Genomic DNA, 21,340 nt, shown 5'->3' on the forward strand with positions numbered 1-21,340 from the left:
GATGAGTAATGACACCTATTCCGCACCCGGTGCAGCAGATCGCACCGTCATGGTCCCAACACCAGGCGCCGCACCGGCACAGGGCGCTCAGCTACGCGCGCAGAACTTTACGGCCGGCGAGCAATCTGCAGACTTGCATATTCGCAACAGCTTGAACCCGCTGATATCAGCAGCATCGAAGTTACTGGGTGCGATCATCAAATTGCGCACCACCATGAACCACAGCAACGTCCCGGACCTCCACAAACGCCTCACTCGGGAGATCCAATCCTTTGAGCGCAACGCAAAGCAGTTGTCATTGCCACAGGAAACGGTGCTGACAGCGCGTTACCTCTTGTGCACTGTTGTCGATGAAGTGGTGCTATCTACTCCATGGGGTAGTGCGAGTGGCTGGAGCCAGCATTCGCTATTGAGTTTGTTCCACAAAGAGACGTTCGGTGGTGAAAAATGTTTTCTTATTTTACAGCGTACCTTGGAAACACCAGGATCACATATTGAACTACTGGAATTGTTCTACTTGTGCCTGAGCCTCGGATTCCAGGGAAAGTATCGCTTGGCCTCGCGTGGTTATGAGCAGCTGGAACAAATTCGTGACAACCTTTATCGCACAATCGAAAGTCACAGACCACCGATGGACCGCGATCTGTCACCGCGCTGGCAAGGCTGTGTCCAAAGAAAGACACGTTTAATTCAATACGTGCCCCTGTGGGTTGTCGCCAGTGTCGTATTCGGCGTGCTAGTGGCAACGTTTAGCGGCTACCGTTGGTGGCTATACCAAAGTGCAACCCCCGTTGCCGCAAAAATTCAGGCGTTAACAGCGGATAACACAAGATCCGCGGAGCGCAAGCCATATCAGAACATAGAGCAACAGTAGGGGCTGGAAAGCACAATGAAACGTCTGGCCAATTTCTTTTCAAATAAATGGGTGCTCGGCCTGATTGGGCTGAGCGCACTTTCACTGTTGATCTGGTTCGGTGCAGGGTACATCAAGTTCGGTAGTGATAACGCAACCCTATCCAAGGGGCCGCGCCTGGTGATCATTGTATTTTTGTTTACCATTTGGTTTGTGTGGAACTTAGCGCAATGGCTCGTTGAGCGTCGACAGAACCAAGCGCTGATTGAGAGTATTGAATCTTCAAGAGAAGATCCGGCCAAAGATCCCGATCAGGCACGTAGTGAGGAAGAACTACATGCATTATCGGACCGTTTTCGCGACGCGATGAAAGTGTTGCGCAAAGCCCGTTTTCACTCAGAGCGAGGGCAGGTCTCACTTTACCAGTTACCCTGGTACATCATTATCGGTCCTCCTGGGTCGGGAAAAACTACTGCACTTGCTAACTCTGGCTTGGAATTTCCGTTGGAGAAGAGTCATGGGAAAGAGGCGCTCGGTGGCGTGGGAGGTACACGAAACTGTGATTGGTGGTTTACCAATGATGCGGTAATGATTGATACGGCAGGTCGGTACACGACACAAGATAGCCACCGCGTGCATGATAATAGTGCCTGGAAGGCGTTTCTCTCATTGCTACAGAAATACCGCCGCCGTCGTCCCATCAATGGTGTGCTTGTGGCCATCAGCCTGCAAGACTTGATGGTGCAGTCGACCGAACAGCGTATGCATCAGGCGAAAACTATCCGCGCACGGGTGAACGAACTGCAGCAACAGCTGGGTATTCGTTTTCCGATTTACCTCACTTTCACCAAGTGCGACCTTGTTGCAGGGTTCTGTGAGTTTTTTGATAACCTTTCGCAAGCCGAGCGCGGGCAGGTCTGGGGAATCAGCTTTCCCGAAGAAAGTAGCCCTGGTGATGGAGCCCCATTGGATGAATTCGCTGGCGAGTTCAGATCGTTGATCGGCCGCCTTAACCAACGTGTTCTGTGGCGAGTTAACCAAGAGCGAAATATCGAGAAACGCGCTTTGCTGCAAGGTTTTCCGGCGCGAATGGAGAGCCTACAAAACGTTCTTTCCGATTTCCTGCGTCAGGCATTTAGTTCGAATCGCTACGATACTGTGCCATTGCTGCGAGGCGTCTATTTTAGCAGTGGTACGCAAGAGGGTAGTCCGATCGATCGCATGATGGCGTCGGTGAGCGCGGACTTCAATCTAGAGCGGGAGGTCGCTCCGAAATTCCAGGGGGCCGGAAAAAGTTACTTTCTGAACCGACTGTTAAAAGACGTGGTATTTCCTGAGGCTGAGTTGGTCGGAGTAAATCGAAATCTAGAACGCGTGACCCGTTGGTTACGCAGCGCTGTATATGCCGCTTCAGCTGCGGTTTTTGTCGGCGCAATGTTCTTATGGACGGGAAGCCTTGCCCAGAACAAACTGTACATGGGAGAAGTCGCGGACAACATTCAAGACTTTGAAAAGCTCCAGTCAGAATCACTTGGGCGACCCGTCTCGCCGATAGTGACCCTACCGCAGCTGGATCATTTGTACACTGCAGCACAGGTTTACCAGAAAGAAGAGCATCCTTGGTTAAATAATCTGGGCCTCTATGATGATCGAGTAGATCGGGCGGCGGATGCGCTGTATCGAGAGCAATTGAACTCGCTATTCCTACCAGCGCTACAAACGACAATTGAGCGCGATCTTGTGCAAATGGGAAGTGCTGACCCAGCTTTGGTCCCAACCCTAAAAACCTATCTCATGCTCTTCGACGATGAAAAGCGAGATCTCGATGTGCTACAGACATATTTTGCGGAGGTGTGGACAAAACAACTGAGCGGACAGGCGATAAAGCAGGAGTCATTGCGCGGACATTTACGCCGTCTCCTGACCGGTGCTATGCCTGCAGGTCGTATGCCAGATGACCAGGTAGTTGCCGGTGCACGTCAACAATTGCGTCGCATACCAGTGCCTCAGCGTCTCTATGGACAACTACAGCGCAGTGAAATTGGCCAGACCTATATTGATTTGTATAGTGATGTAGGTGGCGATACGCAACAGCTTTTCGGTATCGACGCAACCAGTGCGCGCTTTCAGATTCCGTACCTGTACACCAAAGCAGGATACAAGGAACTCGATTTCGGAGCAGACTCAGAACTACTGCAGCAACTCGCGCAAGAGCGCTGGATTTATGGAAGTGGCGTTGATGGTGAAGACTTCAGCGAGGCCGATAGAGAGAAGCTTGGTGACGAAGTTAAGCGTATATATCTTGCGGAGTATCATCAGCGTTGGCGGGATTTTCTCGACGGTTTTTCGCTGACCCGTTTTAGCTCAACGACGGATGCGCTCGCGGTGCTATCGAAATTGGCAGACCCGGTCTATTCCCCATTACTTGCTATCGCTGAAATTACGTCAGACAACACCCAATTGACCGCTCGCCCTGCAGTACCGCTGGATGCGAATGGTGTTCCCTTACCAGTTTCAAGTACCACGCGACGCTTGGGAGCAGCCGCTGTGGCGGGCGCTGCAAACGCGCTTACAGACCAGTACTCGCCAAACCTCGTTGACGTTCGTTTCGAAGAGTTACATCGCTTGACCAAGAGCGAGAAGGGGCGGCCCGCACGCGTACAGGAATATCTTATAGCTATAGCGCAGGTGCATGACTACCTTACGGAAATCGATGGCGGTGTTGATGCGAGCGAAGCTGCGTTCAATAAAGCCAAGGCACGATTTTCGGGCGCTAGTGATGCGATCAAGCAGCTGCATATCAAGGCCAGCAAGGCTCCTGCACCTTTCGACAACTGGTTGAAGCAGGTCGCGGACAACAGTTGGGCATTGGTTATGGCGAAAGCAAAAGGCCATGTGGATAGAGCCTGGCGAGAACAAGTATATAGCGTCTACAGCCGGAGCCTGGCTAACCGATTCCCACTACAGAGCCGTAGCGAGCTGGAAACTCCGGTAATGCTATTCAATGAATACTTCAAGCCCGGAGGAGTGGAGCAGCAGTTTGTAAACGAATATTTGAAGCCATTCATCGATACGCGTAGCTGGAAGCCTCGATCGTTGGAAGGACGCAGTCTTGGAATTTCATCAAGCTCACTGACGCAATTGCAGCGGGCCGAAATCATCCGTAAGACGCTCTTTGCGCAAGGAGAAGAAGCTGGTTATGGCTTCCGTATAGAACCCACAAAGCTAGATTCTGGTGTACGGTTGTTCACGCTCGAGCTGGGAAATCAGCGTGTGCCATATTCCCATGGCCCCCGTACCACAAGTAATCTAGATTGGCGCGGCGGTCAGTCCAATCGAGCGCGCATCATTTTCGAAGACCTTAACCAGACGGTGCATCGCCAGCATTTTGAAGGTGATTGGGCCTGGTATCGCTTACTAGGTAATACGGAAATGCAGCGTGGGCGCAGTAATAACGAATATCTACTTACATTCCGCGAAGAGGGCCGTTCCGCGCAGTTTCGCGTTCGTTCTTCCAGCGCTTATAACCCGTTCGATTGGAACCTGTTGGCAGCATACCGCTGTCCGCAAGTCTTATAGCGAGCGGGTAAATGCTGATGTACAACAACGGTATATTTGGAAAGCTGCCCGCACATGGGGATTTTGTTCAGCGAAATTTTCCGGGTAGCTTCCTTACACCCTGGGATGAGTGGCTCCAACGAGCGGTGCACGGGGCGAGAGAAATGATTGGTGAGGGGTGGTTGGATTATTACCTGACCAGCCCGATCTGGCGCTTCGCATTTTCACCAGGGGTTTTGGATGAGCAGGGCTGGGCAGGTGTTCTTGTACCGAGCGTGGATAGTGTAGGGCGCTATTACCCACTCACCTTTGCCGCATCGCAACCGGAAGACGTGAATATATTTTCCATAATGGCGAACCAAAAAAAATGGTACGAGGAACTATCCGATCTTGCGATCGAATCGCTACAGAACACGCTTCTGGTGGACCAAGTTCTAGGAAAATTTCCCGCCGCAACGGCTGCCGGTGCTGCTGAGATTTCCGGTAGCTGTCAGGGCGGACTCATAACCGTTAATGGTGCTAAGGAAATAGAACACAGTTATCCGTTCTTGGTTGAAAAAATGCTTAACGGTAATGCGGGCAGCCACAGTCTATGGTGGTGTTCAGGTTCCCAATTTCTCCCGCCGACTACTATGCTGTGTAGTTCTTTGCCAGATCCATCGGTCTATTGTGCCATGCTGGGAGCAGGCCATCGCAGCTGGTAGTGGATTGGGTGAGCCTACCTGACGACACAAATTTTAATTGATCGCCGTACTGCTTGGTTTTTTTTGTCAAAAAACTCGCTTCATTTTTAACTTAGTTGGTATGCCCGTGCCAATAAAAATAATGAATTGCAAGTATTAGTGATGTAAGAGATCTTTTTTGATCAGTTTATTTCGATAAAATGTTGTATCTACGCGAAGATTAATCGGTACAAATGTACCTATTATATACGGCGAAATTGGAATGTTGGTTTATTCGAAGTGCGCCAGTTGTGTTGTCATCTAACCCCCAATGGATGGTGGGGTTATATTTTTAGGGAAAAAAATGTCTGTGAGAGGTTTTCGTGTCGTATTTACCGGGAATCTTTGTGACGGCATAAGCCGACGAGAGGGTATCTCGCGCCTGTCGAAAATGCTCGGCCTCAAATTCGACGACATTAATCGCTTGCTCTCCGCCCACAATCCGACGGTGAAGCGCTTTGGAATGAAAGCTGAAGCAGATCGCCTTGTGAAGCTATTTAGAGGTGCGGGTTGGAGTGCAGAAGTTATTCAGTCATCCAGCGGATCGACATGCGGAAATTCAGAAGATAAGACACCGCAGTACACCGATTCAACGAAGGTATTAAAAAACGAAACAAGTCAGATAGCAGCAAGTGACGGCAGCTGTAGCCTGAAGGTTCCTTCCCCGTGGCAACGTCTATGTGGTCTAAACCGACGGGCGGTGATTCAGGTAGGCAACTTGAATGAAAATATATTCCATGTGGTTTTATCGCAGCCGGTACAGAGTATTGATTCATCTGCCGCATTGGAAAATTACTGCTGCCGTCAGTTAATGCAGTGTGTTGATCAAGTTCATTGCGGAGAAATCAGGCGCGCGGTCACATCGCTACGACGGGCGGGTTTCAACGGGTTTGTTGGGGAACTGACCGCTGAAATTGACCAGGTCAGAGTTAGGTACCTGGTCGCCTGCAGTAGTGAAGGCGGGCGAGTATTTACGCAGGTTGCTTGGAGTGAATCCGAGGACTTCGATAGAAATCGCGAACGGCTCCTTGGCGTTGTCTCAAGCCTGGATGTCATCAATACGCAAGCCCCGCGCGATGTAAATCTGCGGCCTATGTCGCGGCCTATGTCGCGGCCTATGTCGCGGCCTACATCGCAGACCGTGTTGCAACATAGGCGCCGTATGCGGGCCTGACCTGTCAATAATCGATAGTGCGCTGCTTTGCAGAGATGCAGCGATAAAGACTAGAAAAGGAATTTCTATGGCCTTTGCCAGCGTGGTTGATGTTGATGCCCTACTACACGATGTAGCGGGAGACAGTGCTCAAGGGGAGGATATCCGTAACGATCGATCTCCTACATCTGACTATTACACAATCAAAGACGCGCGCAATAATGCCCGTGCCGCCGAGCGCTCGGCCATGTTTGATGAAAGCGATATCGATTTGCTTGCACCCTGGCGTGATGTTGCGGCAACCGCCGAAAAGATCCTGCGTGAAAAAAGCAAAGATCTAGAAGTGGCAAGCTGGTATACAGAGGCACTAATTCGCCTCCACGGCTTTGCTGGCTTGCGCGATGGAATTTTATTGATCAATGGCCTGATTGAGAAATTCTGGGAAGGCCTGTATCCAGAGCCAGACGAAGATGGCATGGAAACCAAAGTCGCCCCGCTTACTGGTCTAAATGGCGATGGCGCGGACGGCACCTTGCTTTTGCCGATTAGAAGCGCAGAAATTACGCCTCATGGGGATTATGGTGGATTTTCATTCTTCCAATACCAACAGGCCCGGGACGCAGACAAGATTGCAGATCCAGATGGAAAATCTGCCCGGATAGAAACCTTAGGCTACGATATCGGCGAGTTTGAACAGTGTTCAAATAGCGCCGCTCCGCAATGGGCAGACGATCTGGTGGGCACTCTTGAGGAGGCCCTCTCAACCTATAAGAAAATCAATGAGGCGTTGCGAGAGCGCTGTGGACATGATGCACCACCTTTCTCGAATATAACCAGTCTCCTGGACGAAGTCTTACGCACAACTCGATTTATTTATAGTTTGCAGCTTGAGTCGCTGAGTTCGGACCCTGAGGTGGCAGAAACCTCGGGAGGTGACGACGTGCAAGAGCCAGGAATGCAGCAAGTCGCCGCAATGATGCAGCAAGTATCTGTGCCCAGCGGTGCTATCACTTCACGTGAAGAGGCTTTGGTGTTGCTGGAAAAAGCAGCGCGTTATTTCCGCACTTATGAGCCCCATACACCGTTGGCGCCAGGTCTTGAGAGGTTAATCAGCTGGGGCCGAATGACGGTTGCAGAACTAATGACGGAATTGTTGCCCGACGACCAAGCCCGAGCAATTTATTCGCAGTTGACAGGTGTTCTTCTGGATGGGAGCGACAGTCAGCGGTATGTAGCTGCCCCGAAGGTAAATGCATCTAGTCCCTCCCAGGCAGCCGAGTTATCGGCTGCGCCAATATCCGAAGACAGTGACGGAGGCTGGTCGGATCAGCCGGAAACACCGTCCACCTCGTCCGCCGAACCCAGTTGGTAAACCCAAGAAAATCATCACCATCCCCGAATTGAGGAAAGGAGAGCCCGATGTCCGAGAGTATTCATAACAAACTGAAGCGTGTGCGTAAGCCGCGGGTACATATCACTTATGACGTGGAAACGAATGGTGCGGAGGTAAAAAAAGAGCTGCCTTTCGTGACAGGAGTGATGGGGGATTACTCCGGTGACAACACCGAAAATCGACGTCCATTGAAAGAGCGAAAATTTGTTCAGATCGACCGCGACAACTTCAATGATGTGATGGCCAAGGTCAATCCAAAGCTCAATTTACAAGTGGAAAATACGCTTGCCGATGACGGTAGCAAGATGGCCGTGGATCTTGATTTCAATCACATGGATGATTTCACTCCCGAACAAATTGTTGATCAGGTAGAGCCGCTGAAGCAACTTCTTGAAGCTCGCAGTAAATTGCGCGATCTATTGAGCAAGGCTGACCGCTCCGAAGAATTGGAGAAGGTGCTCGAGGATATTCTCAAGAGCACGGAAAATGTAAGTGCAATTTCGGAACAGTTAGGGCTTGGTGAAGATAAGGGAGAGGACGCGTAATGAGTACCGAAGTTGAAAATGTAGCGGAACAGGAAGCAGAAGAGCAGTCGGTTAACCTGCTTGAACAAGCAATCAGCGCGACCAAGCAGACCCAGCCCGATGAGGCGCAGGATTTGATTGCCAACCTGACCACCCAGGCGCTGCAGGGTACGTTGACTTGGGATCGTAACTTGACCCAAACCATAAACAAGGCTGTCGAGGCAATCGACCAGGCAATGTCGCGTCAACTGTCGGCAATTTTGCACGACGAAAAGTTCCAGAAATTGGAGGGATCCTGGCGTGGACTAAACCACCTGGTTATGAATTCGGAAACTGGTGCGACACTTAAAATTCGCATGATGAACCTCTCCAAGCGCGAGTTGTTCCGCGACCTGGACAAGGCGGTGGAGTTTGATCAGAGCCAGACCTTCAAGAAGATTTATGAAGAGGAGTTTGGTACCGCAGGTGGTGAGCCTTTTGGATGCATGATTGGTGATTTCGAATTCACCAGTCATCCGGAAGATATCGAGCTGCTCAGTAAGATGTCGAACGTCGCTGCAGCGGGATTCTGTCCGTTTATCTCCGCTGCCGGTGCTGGCATGTTCGGCTTCAATGATTTTACCGAACTTTCCAAGCCCCGTGACCTCGGTGGTATCTTCGAATCTGGCGAATACATCAAGTGGCGTAGCTTCCGCGACAGTGACGATTCTCGCTTCGTGACATTGGTTATGCCGCGTACGCTTGCGCGGACTCCCTATGGTGCGAATACCAAGCCAGTGGAGTCATTCAATTTTGAAGAGTTTGAAGTCGATGAGTCTGGCGTTTCCAAGCCCGCGGAGCACGATCAGTACTGCTGGATGAATGCCTCCTACGTCATGGGCACAACCATGACTCAGGCATTTGCTGAAAACTCCTGGTGCACAGCCATTCGTGGTGCTGAAGGCGGCGGTAAAGTGGAAGGCCTCCCCACCCACGTCTTCAAAAGTGATGACGGTGACCTCGATCAGAAGTGTCCCACTGAGATAGGGATTACTGACCGCCGTGAAGCAGAACTCAGTGCACAGGGCTTTTTGCCCCTGTGTCACTATAAGAACACCGATTACTCTGTGTTCTTTGGTTCCCAAAGTGCGCAGAAACCTAAGGCATTTGATAATCCTGATGCGACTGCCAATGCATCTATCTCAGCGCGATTGCCCTATCTGATGGCGACCTCCCGTATTGCGCATTATCTCAAGGTGATGGCACGGGATAAAGTGGGCTCCTTTATGGAGGCCGGTGATTGCGAACGCTGGCTAAACAAGTGGATTTCGCAATACACCAATTCGAACCCTGAAGCGAGCGCGGAAATGAAGGCCAAGTATCCGCTCGCAGAAGCCCGTGTCGAGGTGAAGGAGATTCCTGGACAGCCTGGCTGCTACAGTGCGGTGGCCTACCTTAAGCCGTGGCTGCAAATGGAAGAACTCACGACCTCCATGCGCATGGTTGCCAATATTCCGTCTGCGGGTTAACGATTACGGGGCCGGTAACGGCCCCAATCACTCTTCTCCGAGCTTGCGCTCAATGCCATTTTTGATCCAAGGACTTTGGGAGTTCTATCTTGCCTGCCGTTTCTAACAGTTCATATTGTGACAGTGATGTATCGAATAACGATATATCCTGCGCAAATTGGCTGCGGGCATTTCTAGAAGAGCCCGATGATTTACGTGCTTTTGAATCTCTGGTCAGAGCCAAGAACGATTGCGACACAACTTATGGCGCCTGCGCTCGTCAGTGGATAAGCGGTTTGGTTGTTGAGCTAGATACATTAGTCAGCGAGCAGCTTAACAAAATTCTCCATACTCCAAAGTTTCAGCGTCTAGAGGCGAGCTGGCGCGGACTGTATCTTCTGGTCCAGGAGGCACCTAGTGCTCAAAATATCAAAACAAAGCTCCTCGACTTGAGTTGGCGTGATCTGGCGCGTGATATAGAGCGCGCACCTGATTTTGATCAGTCTGGTTTTTTTCATCTCATTTATAACGAAGAATTTGGAACACCTGGTGGTGAGCCCTACGGTCTACTTCTTGGTGATTACTACATTTCCCACCGACCATATGAGGGGCACCCCTACGACGATGTCTTTACCCTAAAAGGGATAGCGCATACAGCAGCGGCCGCATTTGCGCCTTTCGTCTGTAGTGCGGCGCCCCAACTCTTTGGTGTGGATCACTACAACGATCTCGCCAAGCCGATGGACTACAGTGAAATTTTCCGCGAAAAACACTATATCCGTTGGAATAGCTTACGCGAGCTTGAAGATAGCCGGTTTATCGGAATTACCTTACCGCAAGTACTGATGCGAGAGCCGTACACAAAGGGCTTTACCGGGTACAAAGGGCTGCGATTTCAGGAGCAGGTTACAGGCTCCGATGGCGGTAAGTACCTGTGGGGAAACAGCGTATTTGCGCTTGGAACAGTCCTGATGCGCGAATTCGACGAAGTGGGTTGGTTTTCTCATATTCGCGGGGTGGCGAGGGATCACCTAGGCGGCGGCCTGGTTACCCAGCTACCGGCGCTGGGGTATCACATAGATAGCACTCCACAGTTTAAGAGGATGTCGACCTCCATTCTAATTACCGATTTTGTGGAGCGAGAACTCAGCGATCTTGGCTTTATTAGCCTTAGTCATTGCTACGATACCCCGTACAGTGCCTTTAACAGTGTCCCTTCGCTACAGAAAATAAAACAGTACCGCTCAAAGGCTGCTCAGGCGAATGCTCGAATTAGCGGCATGCTACAACAGATACTGTGTGCATCCCGCTTTGCGCACTACATAAAAGTGATGATTCGAGACAAAGTTGGAGCCTATATCAATGCGGCCGACTGCGAGCGCCAGTTACAGCACTGGATGGATCGCTATACCACAGGCCGTGAAGACCTCTCCTGGGAAATGCTTGCACGATACCCACTGCGGGAAGCCCGAGTAAGAGTTGTCGATGAACCGGGCAAAGTGGGGAGTTACCAGAGTGTTATCCACCTGAAAACGCACTACACAGTAGACCACCTGGTGTCGGAACTAAAGCTCACTACGGCATTATCACAAATTGGTGTAGGGGCAACGAACTAATGGCCCGGGAAAAGCGACTTATCGCACCGTTGCTAGATCGGCTTTTGGAGTCATCTGGCCAGATTGACTTGCAGCGTCCGCATCAGGTCTTGCGACAGTTGCGAGAAGGTGTAAGGCGTGATCTCGAATACCTGTTTAACACACGCTATCGCTGTATCTCCCCGCCTGAGGCACATCAAAACCTGGAGGGCTCAAATATCAATTTTGGCCTCCCGGACCTGTCTACCATCAACCTGACATCGGCGGATAGCCGCATTCGATTCTGTCGTGATATTGAACAAACGATTCTTGAATTTGAGCCACGAATACGCTCAGTAAAAGTATCCACGCAAGAAAAGGTTGATGTAGAGGACCCCAGCATACGCTTCCGTGTAGAAGCTGTTCTGCATGTAAACCCAGCGTCCGAAGTCATTGTTTTTGACTCAACGCTTAATCCAGTCACTCAACTCGTAGATGTTTCGGAGATTCTATAATGAGTGAAAAACTGATTGATCTTTATGAGCGCGAGTTGGCCTTCGTACAGCAGAGCGCGGGCGAATTCGCGCGCTTGCACCCAGCTGCCGCGTCCCGCCTGCAGCTTGATGCGGAAACCGTAGATGACCCGCTAGTTGGTCGACTGTTGTCTGGCTTCGCGTATATGAATGCCCGGGTACAGCAGAAGTTAAGCGATGACTTTCCTGAACTCACCGACGCGATTTTGGAAACCCTATATCCACACTACCTGCGGCCAATACCTGCTTGTGCGATTGTGCAATTTGAGCCTGAAGTGGACCTGGATGGGGTTGTTCGACTTGAATCAAATCTTATGCTCGAGTCACAAAGCTTCCAGGGTCAGACGTGTCGTTTTCGCAGCTGCTATCCCGTCGATGTTGCTCCATTCAAAGTAGAGTCTGCTAGCCTGATGGCACGGCCATTTATCGCACCTGCATGCAATGATATTCAAGGCGCCAATGGGGTTCTAAAGCTGTCCCTCAAGACTCTTAGCAGTGAGGTGAACTTTTCCGATCTTTCCCTGAACAAATTGCGATTTTATCTGCGAGGTTTACCAAGCCATATTTGTGAGCTCTATGACCTTTTGCTGACCAAGTGCGTAAAAGTGGTTGTTGCAACCAGTGAAGGTGACTCGGCGCCGGTTGTTTTGGATCCGGAGTGCGTTCAACAAGTCGGGCTTGGCAGCAATGAGGGCATACTTCCCTATCCGGATACCGCATTCTTGGGTTATCGGTTGTTGACTGAATATTTCTCCTTTCCCGAAAAGTTTCAGTTTATCGATATCGCCGAGATTGAGGAGGCCGTAGATGCCCGCTATGGCGACACGTTGAATCTGTATTTCTATCTCTCAGAAACTCATGAAGAGCTTGAAAAGCAGATAAACCCGGATATGTTTGCACTCGGATGTACACCGGTGGTCAACCTGTTCTCCCAGAGTGCGGACCCAATTCCTGTGGACTATCGCCAATACCAGTATCACGTGGTACCGGATGTTCGCCGCGGCGATGGGCTTGAGGTCTATTCAGTCGACCAGGTAAATGGCACAGACACGGGCGGTAACACGACACGCTATCGTCCCTTCTACGGTTTACAGCATAGCCAATCAGGTAGTATGCAGAATGCATTCTGGTACGCCCGTCGTCGCGAGATAACGGAAGGCGAGCACGGTAATGAACAGGCATCGGAAGTAGATATCAGCCTGGTGGACCTAGGTTTCCAGCCGCTCGAGGCGACAGGTCAGACACTGGATCTCAAACTTACTTGTAGTAATCGCAACTTGCCAAAGAAACTGCCTACCGGTAATGCACAGCCGTATCTATCGATTGTTGACGGCGATGCTCCCGCGCAGCGTATTTGCTGTGTGGTTCCACCTACAGAAACGCTACGTCCTCCCCGCCGCGCCCGTGGTTACTGGCGCCTGGTTTCCCATCTCAATTTGAATCACCTCTCTCTCAGTGGTGAAGGTGGAACGGAAGCCTTTAAGGAAATCTTGCGTTTATACGACTTTCGTAATTCCGGAAGCACCCGGAACCTCATTGAGGCATTGCTCAAGCTTGAGACGCGCCCGATCACTGCGCCGATCCAGATCGATGGCAGTGTAGTACTTTGCCGAGGAACGGAAGTTACTGTTGTGTTGGATTCGATGATGATCAAGGGCACAAGTGCACTGTTATTCGCAAGCGTGATAGAGCGTTTTCTGGGAATGTACTGTTCGATTAATTCATTTACCCGGTTGATCGCAAAGTTGAGCGGCCGAGATGGAGAGCTGAAGCGATGGCCACCACGGGCAGGCGACAAAGCGCTAGTGTAATCGCACAACTCCAGGCATCACCGTACCAGTTTGAATTCTTTCAGGCGGTACGTCTACTGGAGTCCAGCATACTCACTCCTGGAGACAGTTCGCCCTATGCGAATAGCCGCCTTGGCAGCGCGACCCAACCTTGCAACGAATTTGTTCGGTTTAAATCGCAAACCTCACTGGCTTTCGTTAGTGCAGATGTACTCAGCTTGCAGAAATCCGAAGATAACTGTACCCCTGATACGAGTGAGGGCGGCACCGATAGATGGGAAATGGAAGTAGGATTCTCCGGACTGGCCGGCAGTCAGGGTGTTCTCCCATATTTCATGACCGAAGTTGTACAACAGGAGTTAAAGGAAAAAAATTCTGCGCTAAAGGATTTTCTAGACCTATTTAATCATCGGCATATCTCTCTGCTATATCGCGCATGGCAAAAATATCAGCTGCCGGTGAACTATGAACAATCACATTTACGCTTGGAAAAAGAGCCAGATCTCTTTACAGAAGTACTTGCTTCCATTGCTGGAATGGGAACCAGTGAGCTCCGTTACCGATTGCCGGTACCGGATGATGCAGTGTTTGGGCTTGCGGGACACCTTGGCCGGCAACAGTGCTCTGCGACTGGTCTCGCACAGATGATCAGGCAGTTTTTCGGGCTTACAGTTTCCATCGATCAATTTCAGGGGCAGTGGGATGAACTGCCCACAGATGTATTGACGCGTCTCCCTTGCACGGAAAAACCAAAGGGAGTGAACAACCGCCTGGGCATGGATACCATTATTGGGACTCACTGTTTCCAGGCACAAAACAAGTTCCGCGTGGTTATTGAGCCGATGGGCTACGACGATCACATGTCTATGGCGCCGGGTGGACGCAAATTGGAAGCCTTGAAAGCATTTGTACAGCTTTGCGCTGGTGTGGAAATGGATTTTGAGATATCGGCGACCCTAGTTACTGATCAAGTTGAACCGGTACAGCTTTGCCACCAGGGCGCGACGAAGCCCCTGCTCGGTTGGAATACACATATGTCTTGCGAGCAAAAATGTGATGACCAGGTATATATCAGTTTGAGTGCGGATCAAATGTCACCAGATGAAGCATTACCGTCGGCATAAGTCGAGTTGGGATAAGCAAGCGGACCAAATGCCCGTCAACTACAACATGGAAGCCATCGAAATTTGTTTCGATGTGCGGCATATAAAAGGGAATCTTTTCTATGATCAATATCGATCTCAAGCGCCTCGTAGAAACCATGACACCGCATATGCGGGAGTCTCTGGAGGGCGCGGCAGGAATTTGCCTGGCACAAAACCAATACAACGTGGAAATCGAGCATTGGCTACTGAAGCTATTGGATAAGTCTGATACAGACTTGTTTCACTTGCTAGAAAAGCATGACATTAATCCGTCTCACTTTGCCAAGGAACTTGCGAGGTCTATTGCCGCATTCAAAGCGGGTAGCAGTCGTCCACCAGCGCTATCGCCCGGCATTGTGGAAGCCGGCAAGAATTGCTGGATGCTGGCTTCAATTGATTTCGGCCATCGTTTGGTTAGTTCTGGTCACTTGCTAGCGGCCTTGTTGTTGGACGAGACCTCTCGCCGGCAGATATTCGATAGTACGCCCGTTTTACGGACTATTGCTCCGGAGTCAATTCGCGAAACCGCACGTGTCATGTTTGGACAGACGGCGGAATCACACCACTTGACGTCCAGCGAAGCGAGCGAAGGTTCAGTGGCTGCAGCGGTCGTGGCCAGTAACGCTCCCGCGTTGGACAAATACACGGTAAATCTGACAGAACGGGCGCGCAACGGGGAGATTGATCCGGTATTGGGGCGCGACGAGGAGATTCGCCAGTGCGTCGATATTCTTACTCGCCGTCGGCAGAATAACCCCATTCTCACGGGAGAAGCGGGGGTCGGGAAAACAGCAGTTGTGGAAGGGTTTGCCCTGCGCATTGCTAACGGTGATGTTCCGGAACCTTTGCGGGATGTTACGGTGCGTACTCTCGACTTGGGGTTGTTACAGGCTGGAGCGAGCGTCAAAGGTGAGTTCGAAAATCGCCTGAAGTCTGTTATCGAGGAAGTGCGGGGATCAGCCACCCCGATAATTTTATTTATTGATGAAGCCCACACCATGATTGGTGCCGGTGGCAAGGAAGGGCAGGGGGACGCGGCCAATCTGCTTAAACCTGCGCTCGCGCGTGGCGAGTTGCGGACAATTGCCGCAACAACCTGGGCCGAATACAAAAAATATTTCGAGCGTGATCCAGCGCTGACTCGCCGGTTTCAGGTCGTCAAGGTCGAAGAGCCGGATGAGGAAAAAGCAATCGACATGATGCGTGGAATATCCCCTAGCCTCGAATCACATCATCGTGTGCGCGTTCTCGATGAGGCCATCGTCGCCTCCGTAAAGCTTTCCCACCGATACATACCCGGTCGCCAGCTACCGGATAAGTCCGTGAGTCTCCTGGATACTGCGTGTGCGCGTGTCGCACTGAGTCTGTCGGCCACGCCTGGTCCCATCGAAGATGTACAGCGAATTATTGCTGGCCGCACACAGACGATGGAGAAACTGCGCCGTGAGAATGCCGCTACAGGCGCTCACGAAGATACGCTTGTTACGCTACAAGCCGAAAAAGAAGATGCAGAAATTCGTTTGGAGAAACTTCGCGCGCAGTATCAGCAGGAGACCGCGCTCATCGATCAGATTCGCGACTTGCGCGACCAGATTGATGAGCTATTCAGCGTTACGCAAAATACCGAATCGGCTGACATTACAGAGGGGGCAGGTATCAAGGATAAGTCACAGTTGGTTGACCTGAAACAACAACTTCTGGGCTTGAATGAAGAGCTGCAGCAGATCCAGGGTGATTCCCCTTTGATGCAACCGACTGTGGATGAGCAAGCAATTGCTGCGGTGGTCGCCAATTGGACCGGTATTCCCGTCGGCAAAATGGTATCGGATGAAATCCTCGCCGTTCAGGGCCTCGCCGGTTTACTCAATAAGCGAGTGATCGGTCAGCCGCACGCTCTGGAAGCCGTAGCTCAGGCAATTCAGACGTCCCGTGCCGGCCTCACCGATCCTCGTAAGCCCGTGGGTGTGTTCTTGTTTTGTGGTACCAGCGGTGTAGGTAAAACGGAAACGGCGCTTGCCTTGGCAGACACATTGTTTGGTGGCGAGCAGAACATAACAACAATTAACATGTCGGAGTTCAAGGAGGAGCACAAGGTATCAATGCTGCTCGGTTCGCCTCCGGGCTATGTGGGCTATGGCGAAGGGGGTGTGCTGACCGAAGCTGCTCGGCGTAAGCCCTACTCCGTGATACTGCTGGATGAAATGGAGAAAGCGCATCCAGGCGTACAGGATATTTTCTATAACCTGTTTGATAAGGGCACGATCAAAGACGGTGAAGGAAGGGATATCGATTTCAAGAATACGGTGATCATCATGACTTCAAATGCGGGCGAAGATGCGATTCGAGCTATCTTTGACCAGGTGGAGGATAAACCCGAACCTGAGGTACTACTTGATAATATTCGGCCGCAGCTATTGAAGAAATTTAAACCGGCATTTCTCGGGCGTACCAATGTCATTGCTTATTACCCACTCGATGATGAAGATCTGGTTGAGATTTGTAAAATCAACATGCACCGCATAAGCAAGCGTGTCAGAGAGCACTACGGCGCAGAGTTTACCTATGAACCCGATGTACTAATTAACATTGTTGCACGCTGTCAGGAAGCAGACACTGGTGCCCGGAATATTGAAATCATTCTCAACCGGTCGATACTGCCGTCGTTGGCCAGCGAATGTCTCAATCGAATGGCCCGTGGTGAGGAAATCCAGACGGTACATATTGGTGCGGGAGAGGATGGTGGCTTTACCTACCGGTTAGGCTAGTTGGCTATAAAATAGGCCGCGAATTTCGCGGCCTATTTTCTGGCTTGGTTGTAGAGATATAGAATACCGGCCGCGGTTAGCCCCCAACTAAAACCGTCGGGTATCCGATAATTATTTTGCCACCGTGGGCGGTACTGTCGCCCATTCGAGCGGCCGGCTTATTTGAAATCAATACGGTAGTACTGCCCATTACGATGGAATCAGGCGGGCCGACACATGTACAGGTACTTCCGGCAGTTGCTGCAGGAATATTTCCAATTAATACAGTTGGCCCACCTGGTGACACTATAGGGCCACCGACATGCGGTACTGTACCGGTTACCATTGGGCACACGTGCATATCCGTGATGCGTGAGGCAGGTTTACCCATGAGTTACTCTTCTTATGACATAGCTGGTTGTAAAATTTACCGCGTGTAGAGTTGGTTGAACATCACAACTTACTCGGATTTACCACTGCCGCCACGTGCGAGGTTAAGGCCCTGGTGCAAATATCGCTTAAATGCGCCGGAGGGTGTCACCGGGTCGCTGAGTACCGCGGCGAGTGAGACACTGCCGGCAACCGCATGTGCATAGAGGTGCGAGGGTGGTTCAATTACCGGATCATTCGGCCCCGCAAGGCTACCGTGACACCAAGATGCTGCTGTAGCTGCCCAGCTTGCAGGGCTTTTATGCTTCGTTACTTCACCCATCTGTTTGCAGATCAAACGGCGCTCTTCAGATGGGCTTTTTACCCAGTTTTCAGCTGCAACTAGCGCCTTCACATTGTTTTCGTCAGTTTCAGGGCTGTGTATATCGCGGGCACTTAAGCACGCCCACCAAACAGCTTCACGTTTGGGTAGACCCGCTGCGAGTAGCTTTACCGCGTCTCCAAAGCAGCATGCATCCATCAAGCGGAGAATACTCACCTCAGGGGCGGTATCTCCCACCAAATGCGGTTGCCCCTCTTCACTGATCTCTATATGCGCGAGTAGCTCGTCAGCGGTCGTTGCCTCAACTTTCACAAGATCTGTCATTGTGGTATCCGTCAGTTAATCTTGGTGATGCCACCGTTAAGAGTAAGCATGCCACTGGCTTTCAACTCAGCAGTAGCGTCGCCCTTACACGACAGCATTACGCCTTTGATCTCGATACCAGTCTGTTTGATTGAAATGCTATTGCCGCCGACTTTCAGGTCGATTGACGTATTTGAGGTTATCTTGATTGCACCCATCACATCGATGGTTTGTTTCCCGGTCTTGACGCTGAGGGACTGGTTTCCACTTTTAAGCGTAACCGATTGATTACCCTTAATATCAACCGTCTGGTTACCCTTGGCAAGCGTTATGCTTTCGTTGCCCTCTGCAATGGTAACGGAACGGTTCTTCTTGATTTCTAGCGACTGATTGTTGTCGATCTTTCCGGTTTGGTCATTGTGGATCATATAGTTGTGATCCTTACCGGCTTCCATGTAGATTTCTTCGCTATTTTTCTTGTCATCGAAGCGAAGTTCATTGAATTTGCTACCCGAAATCTGGGTTTTCCAGCCACTTTGGGTTGCTGTGTACTGGGGTCCAGGATTGTCTGTGTTAAATACAGCGCCTGTCACCAATGGACGGTCTGGATTCCCATTTATGTAACTCACAACGACTTCCTGGTCGACGCGAGGAACAAAGCTCGCGCCCCAGTTTTTACCAGAGAACGACTGCATTACGCGGATCCAGCAACTATTCTGCTTGGAATTCCAGGGAAACTGCACTTTAAGCTGGGTATATTTGTCTTCTGAACCAGAGCTTTCCGTGGCCTTCACTTCCTGAACCTTCGCTACCTGTGGATAGAGAATTTTGTGTGGGGAAGTTGGGTACTGGGGGCGTGGCATTACCTTGTCGGGAATGCATTTGAAAGCGTTGTGAAAGGTGGATTCATCGCTGTTACTGTCAGAAGCGGTTAATCTAAGCGAGGTGACTAAATAGGTACCTTTTTCGGTTTTGAGCGTGTGTGCCAGGTCAAATCGTCCTCCTGCAGCAAGCTCGCCGCAGTCGCTGGTCCCATGCGCGGTATCAAAACCTGCTTCTAACGATTCCACGGCCCGCTCGGTTATTGTCTTGTGATGGTTGTCCTGAAATAGGTGGGTCCCATCAGTCTTGCCCTCGAAATGATTGCGGCCATATGCACTCTGGGTATATGTATCAACGCTATTAAGCTTGCTAGTGGTACTTATATTCTGCACATTATCTTTGGATGGCGTGTATTCGTTGTAATCTTTAAATTCGAAACCGCCCCCATGATAGTTAAATTCTCTACGCCAACTATGTACCGAGTACTTGCTCGGTTGTGTGCCGCCGCCGTCGTACTCGAGTGCGTCTCCACGGCAGTCATAGAAGTGTTTATGATCATCACAGATGACCATTTCGTGATTATTGCTGGTCTGAAGGAAGTAATATGCAATGCCTTCTTCCGCCATAAGCCGAGTGATGAACTGGTAATCACTTTCATTGAACTGAACGCAGTATTCCCGCTTCAGGTAGTTTGAACTGAGGTTCTCAGTAAATTTTACAACGCCTGAATATTCCTTTAGTACTTCCTCGATGATCGTAATAACCGATTTGTTTTCGAAAATTCTATTTTTTCCGGCCAGATGGGTAAACCATAGCCCTGGTTGAATTGTTGCCGTGTACTCACGAAGTCCTTCGCTGTTCACATCGTGCATCGAAAAATTGGTAACAAATCCGTCTATGTGCTTTTCTGCATCGCCATTATGTATTGATATAAAAAATGGCTTCCCAACAATCATATTTTGGGTGATGTCATGCTTGTCGGAAAGTAAGCGCAATTGATAGCAGTAGAGTGAGGATATGTGCTCTTCCCCTGAGATCGCCGTTGCGATAAATATATCTTTTCCGATCGGACACTGTGTCCGAATCATTCGCTTATCTTGATTGAGTCCAGTCATGAGAGTACCAAATCCCTTTGGATTCCAGACTTCGGATCAAGTCCAGGATTTCCGTGTCCTACGCAGTGCGCACAAATTTACTAAAACCAATAAATATAAATCTAACATAGCGAAAAGCCGAGCCCCACAGAGTCGTCTGCGAAGCCCGGCGAGCACGCAATGCGTGAGTTTTACAGCGGTGTGGCTGTAGTGAGATCGTAACCCACACGCATGTTTTTCGGGTTCTTGTTGGTTTTATCAGCGTGATTGAGGTCTGCCTCGATCTTGGCAAAACTCAGGGAAATTGATTCCATGGGCGCACCACCGGCAGACGCGGCAATGCTGTATGAAGAAATGAGTACATCCTCAAGTGAATAAACTGCAAACTTCTCAACCGAATTTGCACCAGTTTGGACAACGTGAATTTCGACCTTTACACCTTCATCCCCGGTAACGGAGGTTTTGAATAGGCCGCCGGATGCTGCATCAATACGCTTGGTAACGGTCACTTCACTGAGGCTTGGGCGGGTAGCTTCGCGGTTTGCCACGGCACCAGCTTCCATGGTGATTCCACGGCCTACGCCAAAGTTGAAACTGTCTACTTCAATCCAGTCTTCGTAGCCTTTTGCGGTGACGTTACCGGCCGGGGTTTTGTTATTGAAGTTCATGTAGATAGCCATGCTAAATCCTTTTGTTTGATTTCTGTGGGTGGTTAATCCTTTGCCACCGCGACGGCGGAAGTTCAGGGTGCCATATTGGGGGTCGAGAAGAATTTAAGCAGACGAAATAGCGAAAAAAAACTGATTTTTATAATTATTAAATCGACTCTGGCACTAATTCTAAACAACCAGAATCCTGGTTAAGCATTTAAATACTGAATAGAAAAATGACTCTGGCACGAATTATTATCAATATATGTGCGGACAGTTCATT

Annotated in this window: 16 protein-coding genes; 12 read left to right on the top strand and 4 right to left on the bottom strand. The window is 50.4% G+C overall.

What is annotated here, in order from left to right; genetic code table 11:
* Position 1 precedes the first annotated feature (1 nt).
* The 12 genes from icmH to tssH all read left to right on the top strand — a co-directional run bounded on the left by icmH (position 2) and on the right by tssH (position 17,497).
* A complete protein-coding gene (gene icmH / locus KUV22_RS06090; RefSeq protein WP_222229390.1) occupies positions 2-874 on the top strand; it encodes a type IVB secretion system protein IcmH/DotU in 873 nt (290 codons plus the stop codon).
* Positions 875-889: 15 nt separating this feature from the next.
* Positions 890-4,432, top strand: coding sequence for a type VI secretion system membrane subunit TssM (tssM, locus tag KUV22_RS06095; protein WP_222229392.1), 3,543 nt, complete (start codon positions 890-892; stop codon positions 4,430-4,432).
* Positions 4,433-4,443: 11 nt separating this feature from the next.
* The gene (gene tagF, locus KUV22_RS06100; RefSeq protein WP_222229394.1) at positions 4,444-5,115 is read left to right on the top strand and encodes a type VI secretion system-associated protein TagF; all 672 of its coding nucleotides are present in this window, start codon (positions 4,444-4,446) and stop codon (positions 5,113-5,115) included.
* Between the two features lie 322 nt (positions 5,116-5,437).
* Positions 5,438-6,307: a hypothetical protein gene (locus tag KUV22_RS06105; RefSeq protein ID WP_222229396.1), complete on the top strand. Its 870-nt coding sequence runs from the start codon at positions 5,438-5,440 to the stop codon at positions 6,305-6,307.
* Between the two features lie 67 nt (positions 6,308-6,374).
* On the top strand, positions 6,375-7,658 hold the full coding sequence (gene tssA, locus KUV22_RS06110; protein ID WP_222229398.1) for a type VI secretion system protein TssA: 1,284 nt from the start codon (positions 6,375-6,377) through the stop codon (positions 7,656-7,658).
* Positions 7,659-7,705: 47 nt separating this feature from the next.
* On the top strand, positions 7,706-8,224 hold the full coding sequence (gene tssB / locus KUV22_RS06115; protein WP_222229400.1) for a type VI secretion system contractile sheath small subunit: 519 nt from the start codon (positions 7,706-7,708) through the stop codon (positions 8,222-8,224).
* Entirely contained in the window at positions 8,224-9,711 is a 1,488-nt protein-coding gene (gene tssC, locus KUV22_RS06120) for a type VI secretion system contractile sheath large subunit (RefSeq protein ID WP_222229402.1), read from the top strand. Before tssB ends, tssC (KUV22_RS06120) begins: the two co-directional genes overlap by 1 nt.
* An 89-nt stretch (positions 9,712-9,800) precedes the next feature.
* Positions 9,801-11,306 (top strand): type VI secretion system contractile sheath large subunit, encoded by a 1,506-nt coding sequence (gene tssC / locus KUV22_RS06125; RefSeq protein ID WP_261319233.1) that lies wholly within the window; start codon positions 9,801-9,803, stop codon positions 11,304-11,306.
* Positions 11,306-11,779: a type VI secretion system baseplate subunit TssE gene (gene tssE, locus KUV22_RS06130; RefSeq protein WP_222229404.1), complete on the top strand. Its 474-nt coding sequence runs from the start codon at positions 11,306-11,308 to the stop codon at positions 11,777-11,779. Before tssC (KUV22_RS06125) ends, tssE begins: the two co-directional genes overlap by 1 nt.
* Positions 11,779-13,608, top strand: a complete 1,830-nt coding sequence (gene tssF / locus KUV22_RS06135) for a type VI secretion system baseplate subunit TssF (RefSeq protein WP_222229406.1) — start codon at positions 11,779-11,781, stop codon at positions 13,606-13,608. Before tssE ends, tssF begins: the two co-directional genes overlap by 1 nt.
* The gene (gene tssG / locus KUV22_RS06140; protein WP_222229408.1) at positions 13,572-14,711 is read left to right on the top strand and encodes a type VI secretion system baseplate subunit TssG; all 1,140 of its coding nucleotides are present in this window, start codon (positions 13,572-13,574) and stop codon (positions 14,709-14,711) included. The genes tssF and tssG overlap by 37 nt, the downstream gene beginning before the upstream one ends.
* Before the next feature lie 101 nt (positions 14,712-14,812).
* Positions 14,813-17,497 (top strand): type VI secretion system ATPase TssH, encoded by a 2,685-nt coding sequence (gene tssH, locus KUV22_RS06145; RefSeq protein WP_222229410.1) that lies wholly within the window; start codon positions 14,813-14,815, stop codon positions 17,495-17,497.
* A 76-nt stretch (positions 17,498-17,573) separates the two neighbouring features.
* On the opposite strand, the gene KUV22_RS06150 is transcribed toward tssH, so the two are convergent.
* The 4 genes from KUV22_RS06150 to KUV22_RS06165 form a co-directional block, all read right to left on the bottom strand.
* Complete coding sequence (locus KUV22_RS06150; RefSeq protein ID WP_077399842.1) at positions 17,574-17,867, bottom strand: PAAR domain-containing protein; 294 nt, start codon at positions 17,865-17,867, stop codon at positions 17,574-17,576.
* A gap of 69 nt (positions 17,868-17,936) precedes the next feature.
* Positions 17,937-18,512 (bottom strand): DUF6931 family protein, encoded by a 576-nt coding sequence (locus tag KUV22_RS06155; protein ID WP_222229412.1) that lies wholly within the window; start codon positions 18,510-18,512, stop codon positions 17,937-17,939.
* A gap of 11 nt (positions 18,513-18,523) precedes the next feature.
* The gene (locus KUV22_RS06160) at positions 18,524-20,428 is read right to left on the bottom strand and encodes a type VI secretion system Vgr family protein (protein WP_222229414.1); all 1,905 of its coding nucleotides are present in this window, start codon (positions 20,426-20,428) and stop codon (positions 18,524-18,526) included.
* Positions 20,429-20,598: 170 nt separating this feature from the next.
* Positions 20,599-21,087 (bottom strand): Hcp family type VI secretion system effector, encoded by a 489-nt coding sequence (locus tag KUV22_RS06165; protein ID WP_077399851.1) that lies wholly within the window; start codon positions 21,085-21,087, stop codon positions 20,599-20,601.
* Positions 21,088-21,340: the final 253 nt, after the last annotated feature.

Source organism: Microbulbifer agarilyticus, assembly GCF_019800665.1.
In the GTDB taxonomy this organism is placed as follows: domain Bacteria; phylum Pseudomonadota; class Gammaproteobacteria; order Pseudomonadales; family Cellvibrionaceae; genus Microbulbifer; species Microbulbifer agarilyticus_C.